22 protein-coding genes and 1 pseudogene are annotated in these 19642 nt (G+C 64.4%); 14 read left to right on the top strand and 9 right to left on the bottom strand.

The window, feature by feature from the left end:
- Positions 1-18: 18 nt before the first annotated feature.
- Positions 19-597 carry a DNA-3-methyladenine glycosylase I gene (locus ACSQ76_RS03215; RefSeq protein ID WP_437155438.1) on the bottom strand — a complete coding sequence of 193 codons (579 nt, stop codon included), beginning with the start codon at positions 595-597 and terminating at the stop codon, positions 19-21.
- A 207-nt stretch (positions 598-804) separates the two neighbouring features.
- Between ACSQ76_RS03215 and ACSQ76_RS03220 the strand changes: the two genes are divergently transcribed.
- The 5 genes from ACSQ76_RS03220 (at position 805) to ACSQ76_RS03240 (ending at position 5824) form a co-directional block, all read left to right on the top strand.
- Entirely contained in the window at positions 805-1548 is a 744-nt protein-coding gene (locus tag ACSQ76_RS03220) for an EAL domain-containing protein (protein WP_437158154.1), read from the top strand.
- A 130-nt stretch (positions 1549-1678) separates the two neighbouring features.
- Positions 1679-2854: an acetyl-CoA C-acetyltransferase gene (locus tag ACSQ76_RS03225; RefSeq protein WP_437155439.1), complete on the top strand. Its 1176-nt coding sequence runs from the start codon at positions 1679-1681 to the stop codon at positions 2852-2854.
- Between the two features lie 69 nt (positions 2855-2923).
- Positions 2924-3754 carry a patatin-like phospholipase family protein gene (locus ACSQ76_RS03230; protein WP_437155440.1) on the top strand — a complete coding sequence of 277 codons (831 nt, stop codon included), beginning with the start codon at positions 2924-2926 and terminating at the stop codon, positions 3752-3754.
- 108 nt (positions 3755-3862) lie between these two features.
- Complete coding sequence (gene phbB / locus ACSQ76_RS03235) at positions 3863-4585, top strand: acetoacetyl-CoA reductase (protein ID WP_306128543.1); 723 nt, start codon at positions 3863-3865, stop codon at positions 4583-4585.
- A gap of 300 nt (positions 4586-4885) precedes the next feature.
- Entirely contained in the window at positions 4886-5824 is a 939-nt protein-coding gene (locus ACSQ76_RS03240; RefSeq protein WP_437155441.1) for a transcriptional regulator GcvA, read from the top strand.
- A 50-nt stretch (positions 5825-5874) separates the two neighbouring features.
- Here the strand turns inward: ACSQ76_RS03240 and ACSQ76_RS03245 are convergent, their stop codons facing one another.
- From ACSQ76_RS03245 to ACSQ76_RS03255, 3 genes are all read right to left on the bottom strand, one after another.
- Positions 5875-6039, bottom strand: a complete 165-nt coding sequence (locus ACSQ76_RS03245) for a YdcH family protein (protein ID WP_306128540.1) — start codon at positions 6037-6039, stop codon at positions 5875-5877.
- 111 nt (positions 6040-6150) lie between these two features.
- Entirely contained in the window at positions 6151-6906 is a 756-nt protein-coding gene (locus ACSQ76_RS03250) for a tRNA1(Val) (adenine(37)-N6)-methyltransferase (RefSeq protein ID WP_437155442.1), read from the bottom strand.
- Positions 6903-7124: a putative signal transducing protein gene (locus ACSQ76_RS03255; protein ID WP_306128538.1), complete on the bottom strand. Its 222-nt coding sequence runs from the start codon at positions 7122-7124 to the stop codon at positions 6903-6905. The genes ACSQ76_RS03250 and ACSQ76_RS03255 overlap by 4 nt, the downstream gene beginning before the upstream one ends.
- A 56-nt stretch (positions 7125-7180) precedes the next feature.
- On the opposite strand from ACSQ76_RS03255, the gene ACSQ76_RS03260 reads away from it, so the two are divergent.
- Positions 7181-8182 (top strand): polyprenyl synthetase family protein, encoded by a 1002-nt coding sequence (locus ACSQ76_RS03260; protein ID WP_437155443.1) that lies wholly within the window; start codon positions 7181-7183, stop codon positions 8180-8182.
- A gap of 9 nt (positions 8183-8191) precedes the next feature.
- Here the strand turns inward: ACSQ76_RS03260 and ACSQ76_RS03265 are convergent, their stop codons facing one another.
- The 4 genes from ACSQ76_RS03265 to ACSQ76_RS03280 form a co-directional block, all read right to left on the bottom strand.
- Entirely contained in the window at positions 8192-9028 is an 837-nt protein-coding gene (locus ACSQ76_RS03265; protein ID WP_437155444.1) for a 4-(cytidine 5'-diphospho)-2-C-methyl-D-erythritol kinase, read from the bottom strand.
- On the bottom strand, positions 9015-9989 hold the full coding sequence (locus ACSQ76_RS03270; RefSeq protein WP_437158155.1) for a tetratricopeptide repeat protein: 975 nt from the start codon (positions 9987-9989) through the stop codon (positions 9015-9017). Before ACSQ76_RS03270 ends, ACSQ76_RS03265 begins: the two co-directional genes overlap by 14 nt.
- Entirely contained in the window at positions 9986-10726 is a 741-nt protein-coding gene (locus ACSQ76_RS03275) for a tetratricopeptide repeat protein (protein ID WP_437155445.1), read from the bottom strand. The genes ACSQ76_RS03270 and ACSQ76_RS03275 overlap by 4 nt, the downstream gene beginning before the upstream one ends.
- A 120-nt stretch (positions 10727-10846) precedes the next feature.
- A complete protein-coding gene (locus ACSQ76_RS03280) occupies positions 10847-12493 on the bottom strand; it encodes a 4Fe-4S dicluster domain-containing protein (protein WP_437155446.1) in 1647 nt (548 codons plus the stop codon).
- Positions 12494-12776: 283 nt separating this feature from the next.
- On the opposite strand from ACSQ76_RS03280, the gene greA reads away from it, so the two are divergent.
- From greA to ACSQ76_RS03310, 6 genes are all read left to right on the top strand, one after another.
- Positions 12777-13247 (top strand): transcription elongation factor GreA, encoded by a 471-nt coding sequence (gene greA, locus ACSQ76_RS03285; protein WP_306128534.1) that lies wholly within the window; start codon positions 12777-12779, stop codon positions 13245-13247.
- Positions 13248-13284: 37 nt separating this feature from the next.
- On the top strand, positions 13285-14301 hold the full coding sequence (locus ACSQ76_RS03290; protein WP_437155447.1) for a hypothetical protein: 1017 nt from the start codon (positions 13285-13287) through the stop codon (positions 14299-14301).
- A gap of 74 nt (positions 14302-14375) precedes the next feature.
- Positions 14376-14831 carry a universal stress protein gene (locus ACSQ76_RS03295; protein ID WP_152493874.1) on the top strand — a complete coding sequence of 152 codons (456 nt, stop codon included), beginning with the start codon at positions 14376-14378 and terminating at the stop codon, positions 14829-14831.
- 96 nt (positions 14832-14927) lie between these two features.
- On the top strand, positions 14928-15488 hold the full coding sequence (locus ACSQ76_RS03300; RefSeq protein ID WP_306128531.1) for a NifU family protein: 561 nt from the start codon (positions 14928-14930) through the stop codon (positions 15486-15488).
- Positions 15481-16158 carry a tRNA (adenosine(37)-N6)-threonylcarbamoyltransferase complex dimerization subunit type 1 TsaB gene (gene tsaB, locus ACSQ76_RS03305; protein WP_437155448.1) on the top strand — a complete coding sequence of 226 codons (678 nt, stop codon included), beginning with the start codon at positions 15481-15483 and terminating at the stop codon, positions 16156-16158. The genes ACSQ76_RS03300 and tsaB overlap by 8 nt, the downstream gene beginning before the upstream one ends.
- Positions 16148-16564: a GNAT family N-acetyltransferase gene (locus ACSQ76_RS03310; RefSeq protein ID WP_437155449.1), complete on the top strand. Its 417-nt coding sequence runs from the start codon at positions 16148-16150 to the stop codon at positions 16562-16564. Before tsaB ends, ACSQ76_RS03310 begins: the two co-directional genes overlap by 11 nt.
- A gap of 6 nt (positions 16565-16570) precedes the next feature.
- Here ACSQ76_RS03310 and hemN read toward each other — a convergent pair.
- Positions 16571-17927, bottom strand: a pseudogene (gene hemN / locus ACSQ76_RS03315) (oxygen-independent coproporphyrinogen III oxidase).
- 118 nt (positions 17928-18045) lie between these two features.
- On the opposite strand from hemN, the gene fnrL reads away from it, so the two are divergent.
- The gene (gene fnrL, locus ACSQ76_RS03320; RefSeq protein WP_437158156.1) at positions 18046-18741 is read left to right on the top strand and encodes a transcriptional regulator FnrL; all 696 of its coding nucleotides are present in this window, start codon (positions 18046-18048) and stop codon (positions 18739-18741) included.
- Between the two features lie 148 nt (positions 18742-18889).
- Complete coding sequence (locus ACSQ76_RS03325; RefSeq protein WP_437155450.1) at positions 18890-19543, top strand: hemerythrin domain-containing protein; 654 nt, start codon at positions 18890-18892, stop codon at positions 19541-19543.
- Positions 19544-19642: the final 99 nt, after the last annotated feature.

Below are 19642 nucleotides of genomic sequence, written 5' to 3' on the forward strand. Positions count from 1 at the left end.
CTTTCGCGCAGGCAAAGTTCAGCGTGGCGGCCGGGCCATGGCGGCCACGGGGGCATGGCGATGGCAAGTGATGATGTGGTCGTTGACCATGCCCACGGCCTGCATGAAGGCATAGACGATGGTGGGGCCGCAGAACTTGAAGCCGCGTTTCTTCAAATCTTTCGAAATTGCGCGGGATATTTCGGTCTCGGTGGGGACCTCGGCAAGGTTGGCCCAGCGGTTATGCAAGGGCGCGTCGCCCATCCAGGACCAAAGGTAGGTGTCAAAGCCCTGTTCGGCCTCGATCGTCTGCCAGGCGCGGGCGTTGGCGATGGTGGCCTCGATCTTGCCGCGGTGGCGGATGATGCCGGGATCGCCCAGAAGACGCTGCACGTCATCCTCGCCCCAAGTGGCGATGAGATCCGGGTCAAACCCTTGGAACGCTTCACGAAAATTTTCGCGCTTCTTGAGGATGGTGATCCAGCTGAGACCGGCCTGGAAGCCGTCGAGGATGAGCTTTTCCCACAGCGCGCGGCTGTCCCATTCGGGTACGCCCCATTCGGTGTCGTGATAGTCCTCGTAGATGGGATCGGTGCCGACCCAGCCGCATCTTTCCATGGTTCACGCCCCCGATTTCGCCTGTAGCGGACAATATGACTCAAATGCCCGGTTTAACAATTCCTTAGCTTGCGTGGCGCTTATTGGGCGGCTGTGGAGTACGGAGAGTTTCATGGGTGACAAGAGATTGAAGTGGGCGAATGTCCCGTCCGGGCATGACAACCCCTGGCCTATGCGGTGTCGGGGCGGGACCAGTCGGTGATCCGGATGGTCGAGGCGGCGGTGCGGCACGGCCACGTGATGCTGGCCTACCAGGCCGTGGTGCCGTCGGGGCGGCAGGACAGGCCGGCCTTTTACGAGGGGCTGGTGCGGGTGCTGGATGAAACCGGCCGGATCATTCCGGCGCGGGAGTTCATTCATGTCATCGAGACCATGGAGACGGGCCGGATCGTCGATTGCCTGTCGTTGGAAAAGGGAATCCGCACCTTGCGCGAGCATCCCGATATCCGCCTGTCGATCAACATGTCGGCCCGGTCGATCGGCTATCCGCGCTGGATGCGCACGCTGAAGCGCGGGTTGGGCCACGACCCGACCCTGGGCGAGCGCCTGATTCTGGAGATCACGGAAAGCTCTGCCATGCTGGTGCCGGAACTGGTGGTGAACTTCATGGCCAGCCTGCAAAAGAAAGGTATCAGTTTCGCGCTGGACGATTTCGGCGCCGGGTTCACCTCGTTCCGGTACCTGAGGGATTTCTACTTCGACATCCTCAAGATCGACGGGCAGTTCATCCGCGGGATCGCCGACAACCCGGACAATCAGGTGTTGACGCGGGCGCTGATCTCGATCGCCGAGCAGTTCGACATGGTGACCGTCGCCGAAAGCGTGGAGCGCCCCAACGACGCCGTCTTTTTGCAGAACATCGGCATGGATTGTCTTCAGGGCTACTATTTCGGGGCACCCACGGTGCAGCCGCCATGGCTGGAAACTGCCCAGGAAGCGGTGATCGCCTGACCTGTGACAACGGCTACAGTTGCCGCGCTGCGGCGACTGCGGTACACCCTGCGCAATGCGGGGAATCCGGGGCCTGCACGTGATGTGCAGGCCTGCGATCCTCGGCCAGCAAGAATTGGTGGAGGACACTATGACCAACGTTGTTATCGCCTCGGCAGCACGGACCGCTGTCGGCTCTTTTTCCGGCGCTTTTGCCAACACCCCGGCGCATGACCTTGGCGCGGCCGTTCTGGAAGCCATCGTCGAGCGCGCAGGCATCGACAAATCCGAGGTTTCAGAAACCATCCTCGGCCAGGTTCTGACGGCGGCGCAGGGCCAGAACCCCGCACGCCAGGCGCATGTGAATGCCGGCCTGCCGATCGAAAGCGCGGCCTGGGGCATCAACCAGGTCTGCGGTTCGGGCCTTCGGGCCGTGGCGCTGGGTGCGCAGCATATCCAGCTGGGCGATGCCGATGTCGTGGCTGCCGGTGGGCAGGAGAACATGACCCTGAGCCCCCACGCCGCGCATCTGCGCTCGGGCCACAAGATGGGCGACATGAAATACATCGACACGATGATCCGCGACGGGCTGTGGGACGCGTTCAACGGCTATCACATGGGCCAGACCGCCGAGAACGTTGCCGACAAGTGGCAGATCACGCGCGACCAGCAGGACGAGTTCGCCGTCGCCAGCCAGAACAAGGCCGAGGCGGCGCAGAAGGCGGGCAAGTTCGATGACGAGGTGATCCCGTTCACCGTCAAGACCCGCAAGGGCGAGACGGTCGTGGACAAGGACGAATACATCCGCCACGGCGCCACGATGGAAGCGATGCAGAAACTGCGCCCCGCCTTCACGCAGGACGGCTCGGTCACAGCGGCCAACGCCTCGGGCCTGAATGACGGTGCGGCCGCCGTGCTGTTGATGAGTGCCGAGAATGCCGAGAAGCGCGGGATCGAGCCGCTGGCGCGGATCGCGTCCTATGCCACGGCCGGTCTGGACCCGTCGATCATGGGCGTGGGCCCGATCCATGCCAGCCGCAAGGCGCTGGAAAAGGCGGGCTGGAGCGTTGACGACCTGGACCTGGTGGAAGCCAACGAAGCCTTTGCTGCGCAAGCCTGTGCGGTGAACAAGGACATGGGCTGGGACCCGTCGATCGTGAACGTGAACGGCGGCGCGATTGCCATCGGCCACCCGATCGGCGCCTCGGGCTGCCGTGTTCTGAACACCCTGCTGTTCGAGATGAAGCGCCGCGACGCCAAAAAGGGCCTCGCCACGCTGTGCATCGGCGGCGGAATGGGCGTGGCCATGTGCATCGAGCGCCCCTAAGATGCTGATTTAAAAATAGGAAGCAGGCCCCGCGGGGCCTGTTTTTCTGTCCAGGCCCACGGATGATCCTTGATGAAGCTGCCCGACAATCCCCCTCAGATCGTCTTTTCCGGCGGTGGGTTGCGGTGTTTCTGGCAGGGCGGGTTCATCACCCGGCTGGAACAGGAGCGCAAGTTCACGCCCAAGCGCGTGACCGGGGTCAGCGGCGGGGCTTTGGCCGGTGCCGCATGGATCGCCGGGATCGAACGGCGGCTGCTGGACGAGATGTGCGATGCGTTCGAGAAACGGGATCACAATCTCGATCTGTTCGCCGCCGATGAGGAGGGCATCACGCCGCATCAGCGGATCTATTGCGACGTAGTGGAAACGGTGCTGGACAAGGCAGCCTGCGCACGGGTCGCGGACGGCCCGGCCTTTCAGATCCAGATCGCGCATCCGCCTTCGACGGACAATCCAACGATGACGGGCACCGCGCTCGCGGCGGCCTACGAGGCGGAGTTGCACGTGAAGGGCAGCCCGCATTTCGACTGGGCCGAGAAGATGGGCCTGGCGGCGCAGCTGGTGGATGCGAACCAGGCGGCGCGGGACGGGCGGCTGGTGGAACTGGTGAACGCGGCGGCGGTGATCCCCCCGGTGTTCGAGCCGCCGCTTTGGGGTGACCGGCGCGTGGTTGACGGCGGCATGGCCGACCAGGCACCCCTGCCCGAGCCTGATGAGGGCGAAACGCTGGTGCTGCTGACGCGGCAGTACCGCAAGCTGCCCGATGTGCCGGGGCGGGTCTATGTCTGGCCATCCGAGGAGACGCCGGCCGACAAGATCGATTTTACCGATCCGCAGAAGCTGCGCGAGACCTGGTCCTTGGGGCAACAAGACGCGGAGGCGTATCTGAATGGCGGATGAGTGCCGCGCGACAAAAAGAATTGCGCAACAATGTTGCGATTTGTGCGTGAGATGAGTAGCAAAGTTTCCAAGCAACCCAACACTGAACAGAAAGACTGGAGGATTCCCATGGCAAGAGTTGCCCTTGTGACCGGCGGTAGCCGCGGTATCGGCGAAGCCATTTCGAAGAAACTGAAGGCGGAAGGATACGAAGTGGCCGCCACCTATGCGGGCAACGACGAGGCCGCGGCGAAGTTCACCGACGAGACCGGCATCAAGACCTACAAGTGGAACGTGGCCGATTACGACGCGTCGAAGGCCGGGATCGAGACGGTCGAGGCCGAGTTGGGGCCGATCGACGTGGTGGTGGCGAATGCCGGCATCACCCGTGACGCGCCGTTCCACAAGATGACGCCGGATCAGTGGAAAGACGTGATCGACACCAACCTGACGGGCGTGTTCAACACGGTGCACCCGGTCTGGCCCGGGATGCGCGAGCGCAAGTTCGGGCGCGTGATCGTCATCAGCTCGATCAACGGTCAGAAAGGCCAGTTCGCGCAGGTGAACTATGCCGCGACCAAGGCGGGCGACCTTGGCATCGTGAAGTCGCTGGCACAGGAAGGGGCGCGGGCGGGAATTACCGCGAATGCGGTCTGCCCCGGCTATATCGCCACGGAAATGGTGATGGCGGTGCCGGAAAAGGTGCGCGAATCGATCATCGGCCAGATCCCGGCGGGCCGCCTGGGCGAGCCTGAAGAGATCGCGCGCTGCGTGGCCTTCCTGGCGTCGGACGATGCGGGCTTCATCAACGGCTCGACGATCTCGGCCAACGGGGCACAGTTCTTCGTCTGAAGAGCGCTGAAATTATCGAATGCGAAAGGGCCGGTCAGGGGAACCGGCCCTTTCTGTTTCCAGAGACCTGCAACGATCACCTGGAAGAAGGCTTGCGGGAGAGCCAGCCGAAGACTTCGCCGAAAAAGCGGCTGCGCTGGTAGTGTGCGGCGCGGTAAGCGTCGCGGGTCTTTGCATCAGAGGCGGTCTCGATCATGGCCGTACCTTTCAGGTAAACTTGACTGGGTTCAACATGAGCCTTTTCGGTGCAGGCGACAAACGAGACTTTTCACGTCTTCGGTTAAGTTATACTTTATTGAAATGAGTGACCGCCTGCCCCCTCTTACCGCCTTGCGCGCCTTCGAGGCCGCGGCGCGGAACATGTCTTTCCAGAAGGCCGCGGCGGAGTTGAACGTGACGCCGGCCGCCCTGTCTTTTCAGATAAAGTCGCTTGAAGAGCATCTGGGGGCGCCGCTGTTCCGGCGGCTGAACCGGGCGGTGGAGTTGACGCAGGCGGGCGAAACGCTGGCGCCGGGGTGCCGCGACGGGTTCTCGGCGCTGTCGGCGGCCTGGGCGGCGACACGGCGGGAACTGGACGCCAGCACGTTGACGGTGACGGCGGGGCCGGCCTTTACCGCCAAGTGGATGGCGCCGCGGCTGTATGAATTCGCGCAAGCGCATCCAGAGATCGAGCTGCGATTCTCGGCGTCGCTGCGGCTGATGGATTTCGACCGCGACCAGGTGGATGTAGCGATCCGGTTTGGCCAGGGGCCGGACAAGGGACTGTATTCGCTGCCGCTGGCCGAAGAATGGGTAACGCCGGTTATGACGCCCGCACTGGCCGAGCGATATCCGACGCCAGAAAGCCTGCGCGAGGCGGTGCTGATCGTGGACCAGTCGATCGATTTCCTGGACCCGCCGACGGATTGGGCGGCGTGGTTCCGGGCGGTTGGCGTCGACCCGGTAGAGCCGCATGGCCCGAGGTTCTCGCAAGGCGATCACGCTATGGATGCGGCGCTGGCCGGGGTGGGCGTGGTTCTGGGGCGCCGGGCGCTGGTCATCAAGGACGTGATGGAAGGGCGGTTGGTGGCCCCCTATGGCAAGGCAATCAGCGGCGGCGCGGAATTCAGGTTCGTCTGCCGCAAGGGTGCGGAAGACAAGCCTCAGATCAAGGCGTTCCGCGACTGGATGCTGGCCGAAACCGCCAAGGGGTTCGATACCACGGCCAGACTGGAGTTGATCCCGCTGAGGCCAATGTGATCACGAGATGCGCCGCGAGGGCGCATCCCGATCAGACTTTGCGTGACATGTTAATGGGAAAGTCGTTCGATTTCTTCTTTCAGCCGGAGTTTCCGTTTCTTCATGCTTGAGATTTCGAGGTCTGGTGTGCCCGGGGCACGCTGTGCCGCTTCGACCTGTTCCGAGAGAGCCTGGTGTTTCTTTTTCAGTTCCTCGACGTGCGAACTCAAAGCCATGAATGCGTCTCCTCTTTCTGATGTGCACGGGATAGTGCAGCACAAAACATGTAATCTGTCACGCTGCGTACGCAAAATCGGGTGGCGGGATTTAGCTACAACTTGCCTAAATCAGTCTGGAAATGGCATTTCCCCGCCGTCGCGCAGGATGCAAGCCGTTGCCGGTGTGTAGTTTTCGCAATCGTTAACGTGGTGCTGCCCATTATGCAGGCACAAGCCGTCGTGCAGCCGAAATGCGGCCCGTCCACCGCGCCGTCCGCGCAGAAGGACCAGTCGCGCGGGGCGTCCGGGGCGGGGAATCAGTGGCAGAAGTTGGAGGCTGCCGAGGTGGCCTGCGGCGTGGGACAGAAGCTCTGGCAGGCGCTCGGCGCGCTGGATGAAGGTGGTGGTGCCCTTGGGCCGGGTGCGTTTCGCCGCGGCGGCCACCCAGGCGGCGAGGCGGGTATCCTCGCCCATGGCGCCTTCGCGGCCGGGATCGGCGGCCGTGGTGCTGGCGGCGCGGTCGAAATAGGGCGGGTTGGCGAGGACGTGGTGGAACTGGCGGTCGCGCAGGGTGCGCGGCATGTCCGACAGATCGCCCTCGACCACCTCGAAGGGCAGGTCGTTCGCCGCGCCGTTCGCCCTGGCGAGGTCGGCATAGGCGGGCTGACGTTCCAGGCCCGTCAGGTGGACCCCGGATACGCGCCGGGCCAGGCAGAGCCCTGCGACGCCGACGCCGCAGCCGAGGTCGAGCACGGTGTCGCCCGGCTTGGCAGGAATGCTGGCGGCCAGCAGGACCGGGTCGATCCCGGCGCGATAGCCGGCCCGGGGCTGCAGGATCTTCAGCCGGCCGCCGAGAAAATCGTCGCAGGTGGTGTCACGCGTCACGAGAGCGGCTCGACCTCTATCCCGTTGTCTTCAAGGGTCTGGCGAGCGGGAAGGTAATCTTCCTCTCCTACCATCAGGCGGCGCGGGAAGATCCCGATGCCGCCTTCGAGGATGCTCATGTTTACGTCCAATTCAAAGCAGTCTATATCCTCGCCCTGAAGCAGGGCCTTGGCAAACGCCATCACGGTCGGGTCGGTGGTGCTGAGAAGATGCTTCATGGGGATGACTTAAGGACACCGGACGCGCATTGTCGAGCCTGAGTGACAGGAGTTTGATGGGACTGGACCACGCCGCAACCAAACCGCACGAGGCGCTGGCCTCGCACTTGCAGGGCAAGCTGGACGAGGTGAACATCCTGATCCGTGAGCGGATGGCGTCGCGCCATGCGCCGCGTATCCCGGAAGTGACGGCGCATCTGGTCGAGGCGGGCGGCAAGCGGCTGCGCCCGATGCTGACGCTGGCGGCGGCGGACCTGTGCGGATATGGCGGCGGCGATGACGTGAAGCTGGCCGCGACGGTGGAGTTCATTCATACCGCGACGCTGTTGCACGACGACGTGGTGGACGAAAGCGCGCAGCGGCGCGGTCGGCCGACGGCGAACCTGCTGTTCGACAACAAGTCCAGCGTGCTGACCGGGGATTACCTGTTCGCGCGTGCCTTCCAGTTGATGGTGGAAACCGGGTCGTTGACGGTGCTGGACATCCTGTCCAACGCCGCGGCGACGATTGCCGAGGGCGAAGTGCTGCAACTGACCGCGTCGCGCAGCCTGAAGACGGACGAGGATGTCTACCTGCAGATCGTGCGCGGCAAGACCGCAGCGCTGTTTTCGGCGGCGACCGAGGTGGGCGGCGTGATCGCGGGTGTGACGGACGACCAGGTGCAGGCGCTTTTCGATTATGGCGATGCGCTGGGCATCGCGTTTCAGATCGTCGATGACCTGCTGGACTACCAGGGCGATACCAGGGCCACGGGCAAGAACGTGGGCGACGATTTCCGCGAGCGCAAGCTGACCCTGCCGGTGATCAAGGCGGTGGCGCTGGCCGACGAGAGCGAGCGGGCCTTCTGGGCGCGGACCATCGAGAAGGGCGACCAGCGCGACGGCGACCTGGACGAGGCGCTGCGGCTGCTGAACCATCACGGCACGCTGGAGGCGACGCGCGCCGATGCGCTGGAATGGACGTCAAAGGCCAACGCGGCGATGGAGCAATTGCCCGAGCACCCGGTGCGGGACATGCTGCTGGCGCTGTCGGATTACGTGGTGGCACGAATCCGCTAGGCCGCGCCCTCAGGGATGCGCATTGAGGCGGGTGGCGGTGACCCACCAGCCCGGATTTTCCTCTTTCAGGCGGCCCATCGCGGCGCGAGCGGTTTCCTCGCCGGTGTAAAGGCCGAAACAGCTGCTGCCCGAGCCGGTCATGCGGGCCATGCGGCAGCCCGCCGTAACGCTGAGCGCGCCCAGCACCTGCGAGATGACGGGCGTCTGCCCGATGGCCGCATATTCCAGATCGTTGCGCATTCCGCGAAGCCAGTCGATGAAGTCGATCGCGCTGAGATCGTGAGGTATTTCGGTGGGCATCGCTGTGTTGTTCTTCTGACCGACCGCGGCAAAGACATCGGGCGTGCGCATGGGCACACCGGGATTGATCAGCACCGCGTGAAGGCAGGGCAGGTCATGGGCCGCGGTTATCTTTTCGCCGATCCCCTGCATCCGCGCGGCGCCGTTGCCGAGACAGACGGGCACATCGGCGCCCAGCGGCGTGACATCGGTGGGAAGGGGCGTATCGGTCAGGCGCGACAGCACGCGCAGGGTCGCGGCCGCGTCGGACGAGCCGCCGCCCAGGCCCGCGGCATGGGGCAGAACCTTGTCGAGCGTGATGTCGGCGCTGATCCCCATCAGCTCGGCGGCCCGCAGCACGAGGTTGTCGCGCCCGTCCGGCACGCCCTTGGCCATCGGGCCGGTGACCGAAAGGTGCGGGGTGTCCGATAGCGTGACCGTCAGGTGATCGCCCACATCGGCAAACATCACCAGCGAATCGAGCAGATGCATGCCGTCGTCGCGCTGCCCGGTGATGTGCAGCGTCAGGTTGATCTTGGCCGGGGCGAAACCCTCAGCCGCCGTCATCCGCAACCTCCAGCGGGGGCGAGCCTTCTTCGCGCAGCACCGTGTCGAGGCCGACCTCGAGCTTGCGGCGGATCCGTTCCGGATCGATATCGGGCGAGGGGTTTTCCATGTCCACGAAGGACAGGGCGCGCCGCCACTGGAATTGCGCCTCGATCTCGCGGCCCACGGCCCAGAGTACGTCGCCGAGGTGATCGTTGACCACCGGGTCGACCGGCATCAGTTCGGCGGCGCGTTCCATGTGGCCGATGGATTCCTCGTACCGGCCCAGGCGGTACAGGGCCCATCCGAGGCTGTCGACGATATAGCCCGACTCGGGCTGGGCCTCGACGGCGCGCTCGATCATGCCCAGCGCCTCGTCCAGCTTGACCTGTTTCTCGACCAATGAGTAGCCGAGATAGTTCAGGACCTGCGGATGTTCGGGGTTCAGCTCGAGCGCCTTGCGGAAATCGGCCTCTGCCTGCTCCCAGTTGTCCTGCCGTTCATGGCTGATGGCCCGTGCGTAATAGACGAACCAGTGCTCCGGTTGAGTCTCTCCGAGAAGATCGAGCGCGTCGTCATAGGCCGACACCGCTTGGTCGTATTTTTCGGTTTGGCGATAAAGGTCGGCGGCGGCCACGTGAACCAGCGGCAGTTCGGGATGCGAGTCGCGCAGTTGCTCCAGCACTTCGATCGCCGCGTCCATCTTGTCGTCGCGGCGCAGCGATTCAGCGCGGCCCATCTCGGCGGCGGTGAAGGAGGGGTGATCGCGCGGCACGCTCTTGTAGGTCTGGGTGGCCAATTCGTAGCGTTCCAGCGATTCCAGCAATTCCGCGGACATCAGGATCGCGTCGACATGGTCGGGATTGAGATACTGCGCCACGCGGGCATAGAGCAGGGTATAGTCGTCGCCCATGTCGCCAAGCAGGGCCTGACCGATGGAAAAGAACACCTCGGCCACGCCGTCCTTCGGGCCGGAGATCATGTCGAAGGCGACCGGCAGGCCGCTTTCCAGCTCTGAGCGAAGCGCCAGGATCTCGGGATCGGCGGTGGGGCCGAAGGCATCGTCGAGAAGGGCGATGGCCTCGTCGTTGCGTTCCAGCTGGCTGAGCACGACGGCCCAGGCGCGGGTACCGCGGCGGGTGCGTTGCAGGGGGCGTCATCGTTGCCGCCGGCGAATATGGCCTCGGCCGCTTCGAAATCGCCGACGGAGGCGAGCGCCAGCGCCTTGTGATAAAGGGCAAAGTTCTTCAGGCCGCGTTCCTCGGAGACCTCGTCGAAGAGGGCGAGGGCCGCGTCTACATCGCCGCGGGCCAGTTCTGTCCAGGCCATGATCAGCCCGTCGGCCAGTTGGCCCACGCCTTGGCCGGCCTCGATCCGCTCGATCACGGCGTCGTGGTTGCCGGCGGCCACGTCCTCGGCAATGAGGGCCATGAAGGCGACCTGGCTTTGCAGCTCCTGCTCTTCGATCTGGCGGGCCACGGGCACGGCACGGTCGATCTGGCCCAGGGCCATGAAGGCGATGGCGGCGCTTTCCAGGATCACCGGGTTCGCCGCGTCGCGGGTCAGCGCCTGGGTGTAGTACCGGGCGGCCGCGTCGAAGTCGTTCTGGTAGCGGGCCTGTCGGGCGGCGAGATAGGCGCCGACATTGATATCTGCCAGAGCGGGCAATGCGATGCCCTGCAAGAGCGCGGCAATCGCGCCTGCGGTCAGGATTTTCACGGGTATGGGCTCCCTGCCTGTGCGGTCGATGATTTGCGCAAAGGTAGTATGAGCCGCCTGCCAACGCAATGAGGGCGGCCAATTTGCCGCCCTCGTTATCCGCGTGATTTCGCCTGTGGCCTACATATTCGGATAGTTCGGCCCGTCACCGCCCTGCGGCGTGGTCCAGTTGATGTTCTGTGGCGGATCCTTGATGTCGCAGGTCTTGCAGTGGACGCAGTTCTGGAAGTTGATGACGAACTGCTGCTCGCCGTCCTTTTCCACGAATTCGTAGACCCCTGCCGGGCAGTAGCGGGCCGAGGGGCCGGCATATTTGGGCAGGTTCACCTCGACCGGGATCTTCGGGTCCTTCAGCTTGAGGTGCGACGGCTGGCTTTCCTCGTGGTTGGTCATCGAGAAGCTGACATTGGTCAGGCGGTCGAAGCTGAGCTTGCCGTCCGGCTTGGGATACGCGATTTCGCTGTGCTTGCTGGCTTCTTCGGTCGACTCGGCGTCGGTCTTGCCGTGGCCCAGCGTGCCGAAGACCGAAAAGCCCAGCGTGTTGGTCCACATGTCGAGGCCCCCCAGCGTGAGCGAGGCGGTGAGGCCGTACTTGGACCACAAGGGCTTGACGTTTCGGACCCTTTTGAGGTCCGCGCCGATCGCGCCGTTGCGCACTTCGGTCTCGTAGTCCGGCAGTTCGTCACTGGCACGCCCCGCCTCGATCGCGGCATGGGCGGCCTCGGCCGCGGCCTTGCCCGACAACATGGCGTTGTGGTTGCCCTTGATGCGCGGCACGTTGACCATGCCGACCGAGCAACCCAGCAGGGCGACGCCGGGGGCGACCATCTTGGGCATGGACTGATACCCGCCCTCGGAAATGGCGCGGGCGCCGTACGCGACGCGTTTGCCGCCTTTCAGCAGGTCGGCCACCACCGGGTGATGCTTGAACCGCTGGAATTCCATGTAGGGGTAAAGGTGCGGGTTCTTGTAATTGAGGTGAACCACGAAGCCCACGTAGACCTGGTTGTTGTCGAGGTGGTAGATGAACGAGCCGCCGCCCGCGTTCTTGCCCAGCGGCCAGCCCATCGTGTGGGTGACGGTGCCTTCGCGGTGCTTTTCGGGGTCGATTTCCCAGATTTCCTTCATGCCGAGGCCGTATTTCTGCGGCTCCTTGCCCTGTGCGAGGTCGTATTTCGCGATGACCTCCTTGGACAGCGAGCCGCGCACGCCTTCGCCCAGGAACACGTACTTGCCGTGCAATTCCATGCCCGGCTCGTAGCCGGGGCCGGGGGTGCCGTCGGGGTTCTTGCCGAATTCGCCGGCCACCACGCCCTTTACCTCGCCGTTCTCGCCATAGACGATTTCCGAGCAGGCCATGCCGGGGAAGATCTCGACCCCCAGCGCCTCGGCCTGTTCGGCCATCCAGCGGCAGACATTGCCCATCGACACAATATAGTTGCCGTGGTTGTTCATCAGCGGCGGCATCGGGAAGTTGGGGATGCGGACCTTGCCCGCCTCGCCCAGCATGTAGAAATTGTCTTCCTTGACCTCCACCGTGACCGGCGCGCCCTTTTCCTTCCAGTCGGGGATGAGCGCGTCGAGGCCGCAGGGATCGAGCACCGCGCCCGACAGGATATGCGCACCCACTTCGGAGCCTTTTTCCAGCACGACGACCTCGCGCTCGGGGTCGAGCTGTTTCAGGCGGATCGCGGCGCTGAGGCCGGCGGGCCCCGCGCCCACGATCACGACATCGTATTCCATGGCTTCGCGTTCGACTTGGGTCATCTTGGTCCTCTCCTGGTCGTCCGGTCGCATGCCGGCCCGCGTAAGAAACTTCGCAACTGGTTATCGTGCGGGGTTGCGCAAGGTCAATTCGAACACGACGTAACAGGCGGTCAAAAGCGTCAAAAAGGCGCAAGTTTCGGCGCGATTGCGCGGTCGACTGTCAGGACCTACTTGCATTGGCGGGTCAGGTCAGGTCAATCTGTCGCGCATGGTTTGAGATTGGCACGGGGTCGCGCAAGGGCGGCCCCTTGGTGATACTAGGGACAGAAAAGAAGGACAGGGCATGGAAAAGATCCCGATGACACAGGACGGGTTCGACGCGCTGAACGCGGAGTTGAAACACCTGAAATCCGTCGAGCGCCCCGCCATCATCCGGGCCATTTCCGAGGCGCGCGAGCATGGCGACCTGTCGGAAAATGCCGAGTACCATTCGGCCAAGGAGAAGCAATCCTTCATCGAGGGCCGCATCAAGGAGCTGGAAGGCGCGATCAGCTTGTCGGAGGTGATCGACCCCAGGAAACTTTCGGGCCCGATCAAGTTCGGCGCGACGGTCACGCTGGTGGACGAGGACACGGACGAGGAAAAATCCTATCAGATCGTGGGCGAGTACGAGGCCAATATCGAGAAGGGCCTGCTGAACGTGAAATCGCCGATTGCGCGGGCGTTGATTGGCAAGGAGGAGGGCGATAGCGTAGAAGTGCGCACGCCCGGTGGCGACAAGTCCTACGAAGTTCTGAAGGTCGAGTATATCTGACCCGGCCTTGCCAGCCTCACCGCAATCAGGTTCACCGATGACCGACCGACCGCAAGCCCCACAGACCCCGCTGGGTGTCTACGACCGGCCCCGAAAGGACAGGGCCACGGGCGTCGAGGTTATTGCGCTGGCGCTGACGGTGGCCTGGCTTGTCGGAACGGCGGTTTTCTTTCTGGTTCTGGCGCCCATGGGGGTTTTCGGGGGAACCGGCGGGGCATTGCAGTTCGTGGTGGTCCTGTTGGCGATCTTCATGCCGGTGGCGATGATCTGGGTGGCGGCGACGGCGGCACGGTCGAGCAAGGTGATGCGCGAGGAGAGCCGGCGGCTGCAGACCGCGATCGACGCGATACGGCATGCCTATGTGGCGCAGAGCCAGATGGCGCATGAGACGGCCCAGCCTTCTGTGACCAAGAAGCTGGAGGAGATCGCGGCGGCGCAGCGCAAGACCGAGACCGCGCTGGCCATGTTCTCGACCTCGCGCAGCCCGGCGGATGTGCGGCCCGCGCCGGTGGCGACCGCGGTCGAGACGGGAACGGACCAGGTGGCGCTGCCCCTGGGCACCCCGCCCGAGGAGATGGCCCCGCCGCTGGCGACATCGGATTTCATCCGGGCGTTGAACTTTCCGGAGAATGCCGAGGACCGCGAAGGCTTTGCCGCGTTGCGACGGGCGCTGAAGGTCCGGCACAGCGCGCAGCTGGTGCAGGCCAGCCAGGACGTGCTGACGCTGTTGTCGCAGGACGGCATCTACATGGACGATCTGCGCCCCGACATGGCCCGGCCCGAGGTGTGGCGCCGGTTCGCCGCCGGGGAACGGGGCCGGGCGGTGGCGGCGCTGGGGGGTGTGCGCGACCGCTCGTCGCTGGCGCTGACGGCGGCGCGGATGAAGCAGGACACGATCTTTCGCGACGCGGCGCACCATTTTTTGCGGATATTCGACCGCACCATCAGCCAGTTCGCGGAAACCGCGACGGATGCGGAAATGTCCGAAATGTCGGATACGCGCACGGCGCGGGCCTTCATGCTGGTGGGGCGCGTGGCGGGGACGTTCGACTGAGTTTGCCCGAAAGCTGCTGTTGCCCGAAGCCTCCGAACCCGTCAATATGAGCGCCGCAAGACAAAGGGAAAACCATGCGCAAGTTTCTGGTGGTGCTGGATGACAGCCGCGAATGCCTGAATGCCATGCGGTTCGCTGCCATGCGCGCCAAGAATACGCAGGCCGGGGTCGAGATCCTGGCGGTGATTCCACCCGAGGAATTCAACCACTGGATCGGCGTGGGCGACATCATGCGCGAGGAGGCCCGCGAGCGCATCCATGCGCATTTCGAGGTTTTCGCCAAGTGGATGCGCGACAAGCAGGGGATCGACCCGGAGCTGGTGATCCGCGAGGGTGAGCCGGTGGCCGAGATCATGGCGCAGGTGCAGGAAGATACCGAAATCGGCGTGCTGGTGCTGGGTGCCAGCGCGGACAAGAAGGGGCCGGGGCCGCTGGTGTCGCAATTGTCGAAGAATTCGGGCGGTTTGCCGATTCCGATCACCATCGTTCCGGGCGATCTGAGCAAGGAACGGCTGGAAGCGATCACCTGAGGAGTCGCCACCGGAGAATTTAGAATCGTTCCAAACCTTGACAGCACCCGCGCCCCTGCGCATATCTTGGATAACAGTTTCGAAAGGGCGTGCATCATGTTCATCCAGACAGAATCGACCCCCAATCCCGCCACGCTGAAGTTCCTGCCCGGCCAGACCGTGCTGGAGACCGGGACGGCGGACTTCCCGTCGTCGGAGGGGGCCGACAAGTCGCCTCTGGCCGCCCGTGTGTTCGGAGTGGAAGGCGTGACCGGCGTTTTCCTGGGCAACGATTTCGTGACCGTGACCAAGCAGGACGCGGTCGAGTGGGACCATGTGAAGCCCGCGATCCTGGGCGCGATCATGGAACATTTCCAGTCGGGTCAGCCTGTCATGACGGGTGAGGCCGCCGAATCGGGCCACGCCGCGAGTGAGGGCGAGGATTCCGAGGTGATCGACCAGATCAAGCAGTTGCTTGATACGCGGGTGCGCCCCGCAGTGGCGCAGGATGGCGGTGACATCACGTTCCACGGCTTTGAGCGGGGCGTCGTCTACCTGCACATGCAGGGCGCCTGCGCAGGCTGTCCGTCTTCGACCATCACCCTGAAGATGGGCATCGAGAATCTGCTGCGCCATTACATTCCCGAAGTGACCGAGGTGCGCCCGGTCGGTGTCTGACACGCCTGTGACCGACGCACCGCTGATCCTGTCCTTTGACACCTCCGGCCCATGGCTGGAGGTGTGTCTGCTTTCGGGTCAGGAGGTACTGTCGGAGCACGCAGTCGAGATGGCCAAGGGACAGGCGGAGGCGCTTTTCCCGGCGCTGGAGGAGGTTCTTTCGGCCGCCGGCGTGGCGTGGGCGGAGCTTGACGCGATCGGCGTCGGCACCGGGCCCGGCAACTTTACCGGTATACGGATTTCGGTCTCGGCGGCGCGGGGGCTTGCTCTGGCGCTGGATATTCCGGCGGTGGGCGTGAGTATCCTGGAGGCGGCGGCCTTCGGGCAGGACGGACCGGTATTGGCGACGCGCGACGCGCCCTTGGGGCAGGTCTATGTGCAGGGATTCGGAACGCGCAGCCCAGTCGCACCGGCACTTGTGACTGTCGACGCCATCGACCCGGTGCTTGGCGAACCGGGGCTGGTCTGCGTTGGCGCGGCGGCAAAGGCCGTGGCCGAGCGGATCGGTGCCGAGGCGGTGGCGCAGAAACATCCCACTGCAGCGGCCATTGCCCGTATCGCCGTGCAGCGGCTGGGCGGCGAGATCGTCGCGCCCGCGCCGCTCTACCTCAAACCGGCCGATGCCGCGCCGTCGCGCGAGGCACCGCCGGTCATCCTCGATGACGCCTGAGGCGCTGGCGACGCTGCACGGACGCGCCTTTGCAGGGCAGGGGCGTGGCTGGAGCGCGGCGGAGTTTCGCGACCTTCTGGAGCGCCCGCATGTTTTCGTGACCGGCGACGGGAAAGGCTTTGCCATGGGGCAGGCGGTGGCGGGCGAGGCGGAGCTGCTTACCCTGGCGACCGACCCGCACGCGCGACGCGAGGGACATGGCCGGGCCTGCCTGCGGGCGTTCGAGGCAGAGGCGCGAGGGCGCAACGCCGACAGGCTGTTCCTTGAAGTGGCCGCGGACAACGTGGCGGCGCTGGCGCTTTATCTTTCCGAAGGGTTCACCGAGCTTGCGCGGCGCAAGGAGTACTACAACCGGCCCGAGGGAGGGCCGGTCGATGCGCTGGTGCTGGAAAAGCGGTTCTCCTGAGACGCCTCAGATTGCCGGGCTGTGGCCTGCGCGGCTGAGGTCGTAGCTGTCCAGGCTGCGGGCGATCATGCGGGTCAGTGGGCGCGCCGCAGGCGGGATGAAGAGGCCTTCGTTGCTGAGATCGACAAGCCCTTGGAACGCGCGCGCCGTCGGTTCCAGCAGGGTGCGGACATCGAGACGCGACATGCTGAAGGTTTCGCAGATCTCGCCCGCGTCGATGCGGAAGTCGCACATGACGGCCTCGATCAGACGTGCGCGCAAAAGATCCTGCCCCTTGAAGACGTGCCCGCGGCTGGTCGAGAAACGGCCCTCGCGGATGGCGCCGGTATGGGCGCCCGTGGCGGGGGCGTTCTGGGCATAGCCCTGCGGGAAACGCGAGATCGAAGAGGCGCCGAGGCCCACCAGCACCTCGGACGTGTCGTCGGTGTAGCCCTGGAAGTTGCGGCGCAGGCGGCCCAGCCTTTTCGCGCAACTGAGCCCGTCTTCGGGCGTGGCGAAATGGTCGATCCCGATCTCGCGGTAGCCGTCCCAGACGAACAGGCGGCGGGCGGCGTCGAACAGCTCCAGCCGCTCCTCGGGCGTGGGCAGCGCTTCGGACGGAATGAGCTGCTGGCGCTTGGCCATCCACGGCACGTGGGCATAGCCATAAAGCGCCACGCGGTCGGGGTTGAGCGAAAGGAGCTTCTGCACGCTTTCGACCATGCGCCCCCTGGTCTGGTGCGGCAGGCCATAGAGGATGTCGGCGTTGAGGCTGCGCACCCCTGCGGCACGCAGGGCGTCGATCGCGTCGCGGGTGATGTCGAAGGTCTGGATGCGGCCGATGGCCTGCTGGATCACGTCGTCGAAATCCTGCACGCCGACCGAGGCACGATTCATGCCGGCGGCGGCGAGTGCGTCGATCCGGGGGGGCGTCAATCTCGTTGGGGTCGATCTCGACCGAGAACTCGGTATCGCCACCGAAAGGCACGGCGTTGCGGACGGCCTCGGCGAGGTCGGTGATCAGGTCCGGTGACAGCAACGTCGGCGTGCCTCCGCCCCAGTGCAGGCGCGACAGGGTGATGCCCTCGGGCAGGGTGTTCTTCAGAAGTGCCAGTTCCGCCTTGAGCGTTTCGACATAGGCGGCGACGGGTGAGAGCGACTTGGTGCCCTGCGTGCGGCAGGCGCAGAACCAGCACAACCTGCGGCAGAAGGGCACATGCAGGTAAAGCGAGATTGCGCTGCCCGGTTCGATGTTGGAAATCCAGTTCCGCATGGTCGAGGACCCGACGGAATCGGTAAAATGCGGTGCGGTGGGGTAGCTCGTGTAACGCGGTACGTTCGCGTCGAACAGGCCCAGTCTGCGGAGTTGTTCTCGGTCAATCATGGCGTTAAATTAGACATGGGAAAGCGCAGAAACCTTGATGCAGATCAACCCGACCGAAAGCATTCTCGATGCTCAATGAGGCACAGGACCTGACCCCCGCGAGTGCGAGGAGTGCCCGATTCGACACAGGGCCGTGTGTGCGCGATGTGACGCGCATGAGTTGGAGAAGCTGGACCAGATCAAGTACTATCGCAGCTTCGAGGCGGGGCGGACGCTGATCTGGGCCGGGGACCGGATGGATTTCGTGGGCTCGGTCGTGTCGGGCATCGCGATGCTGACCCAGACGCTGGAGGACGGGCGCACGCAGATGGTGGGCCTGCTGTTGCCGAGCGATTTCGTGGGGCGTCCGGGGCGCGAGAAGGCGGCCTATAACGTGGTCGCGGTGAGCGACGTGGTGATGTGCTGTTTCCGCAAGCATCCCTTTGAAAACATGATGGAAACCACGCCGCATATCGGCCAGCGCCTGCTGGAGATGACGCTGGACGAGCTGGATGCGGCGCGCGAATGGATGCTGCTTCTGGGGCGCAAGACGGCGCGGGAGAAGATCGCGTCCTTCCTGGCCATCCTGGGGCGGCGCAACGCGGTCCTGAACATGTCCAAGGCCGCGGGGCAGGTGGTGTTCGACCTGCCGCTGACACGCGAGGCGATGGCCGACTATCTTGGCCTGACGCTGGAGACGGTGAGCCGCCAGATCAGCGCGCTGAAGCGCGACCAGGTGATCCACCTGGAAGGCAAACGGCATGTGACGGTGCCGGATTTCGACCGCCTGCTGGAAGAGGCGGGCGATGACAGTGATGGCGGGATGCTGGCCTGAGTGCGCGAATCGGGTTAACCTATTGAATTAAGGAGAAATTCGGTGTCGGTATCGCGTCGGTATTCAAGTGGTATTACGACGGTGGAATTTTCGCGATTTGGCGGGTTAACGGAGCGTTCGGGATTAATGCGTGGTTAAGGCGCGGCGCGTGGGTTTTCACCCACCCTACGGTGTGTCGGGCGGGCTTGACTTCGCGAGGGCGGGGGCTTTGTTACCGGGCATGGCTGACCTCTCGACCCATTCCCTGGAAGACCTCACGATCGACGAAGCCGCGCGGCCCAAGGCGCCGAAGGTTCCGGCCGCCACGGACAGGCACCGGCGCCAAGGTCGACATCTGGCGGCAATTCATCGTCAGTACCTTATGGAGATGGCGCAGGTCGGCGCGGTGCTGGCGCGGATCGAAGCCGGGGATACCCCGCCCGAAAACCTGAGGCGGATCGTATTGTCACTCGACATGGCCGAGAATTTCCGGGTGTTCGGGACGCTGTGCGGGCGCGAGTGTCAGGTACTGAAGTTTCACCACGACATCGAAAGCGCCGATATGTTCCCCCGGATCGAGGCGGCGGGGGGAGGCATGTTCCGGCAGGTCGTGGCCAAGCTGATGTCGGAGCACGAGGTGGTGCACGAGTTGATCGTCCGCCTAGGGCGCGCCGCCGAGGCATTGGCGGAAGACCCCGTTGAGGCGAACTTTGTCCAGGCCGCCGCGACGTTCCGGAAGCTGGAAGAGGTCGTGCGCTCGCATTTCGGATACGAGGAGACGGAACTGGAAGAGGCCATCGGGTATTACCTCGGGACGATCTGAGGCCGCGCGCACGAGCCCATGTGTCTGGTCCGTTGCGCGACCCCAGTCCCGACCTGAGTGTTTCCGGGAAACACTGAATCGCTTTTCGCTGCCTCTTGA

The sequence above is a fragment of the Roseovarius sp. B08 genome (assembly GCF_051417955.1).
Taxonomy (GTDB): Bacteria; Pseudomonadota; Alphaproteobacteria; order Rhodobacterales; family Rhodobacteraceae; genus Roseovarius.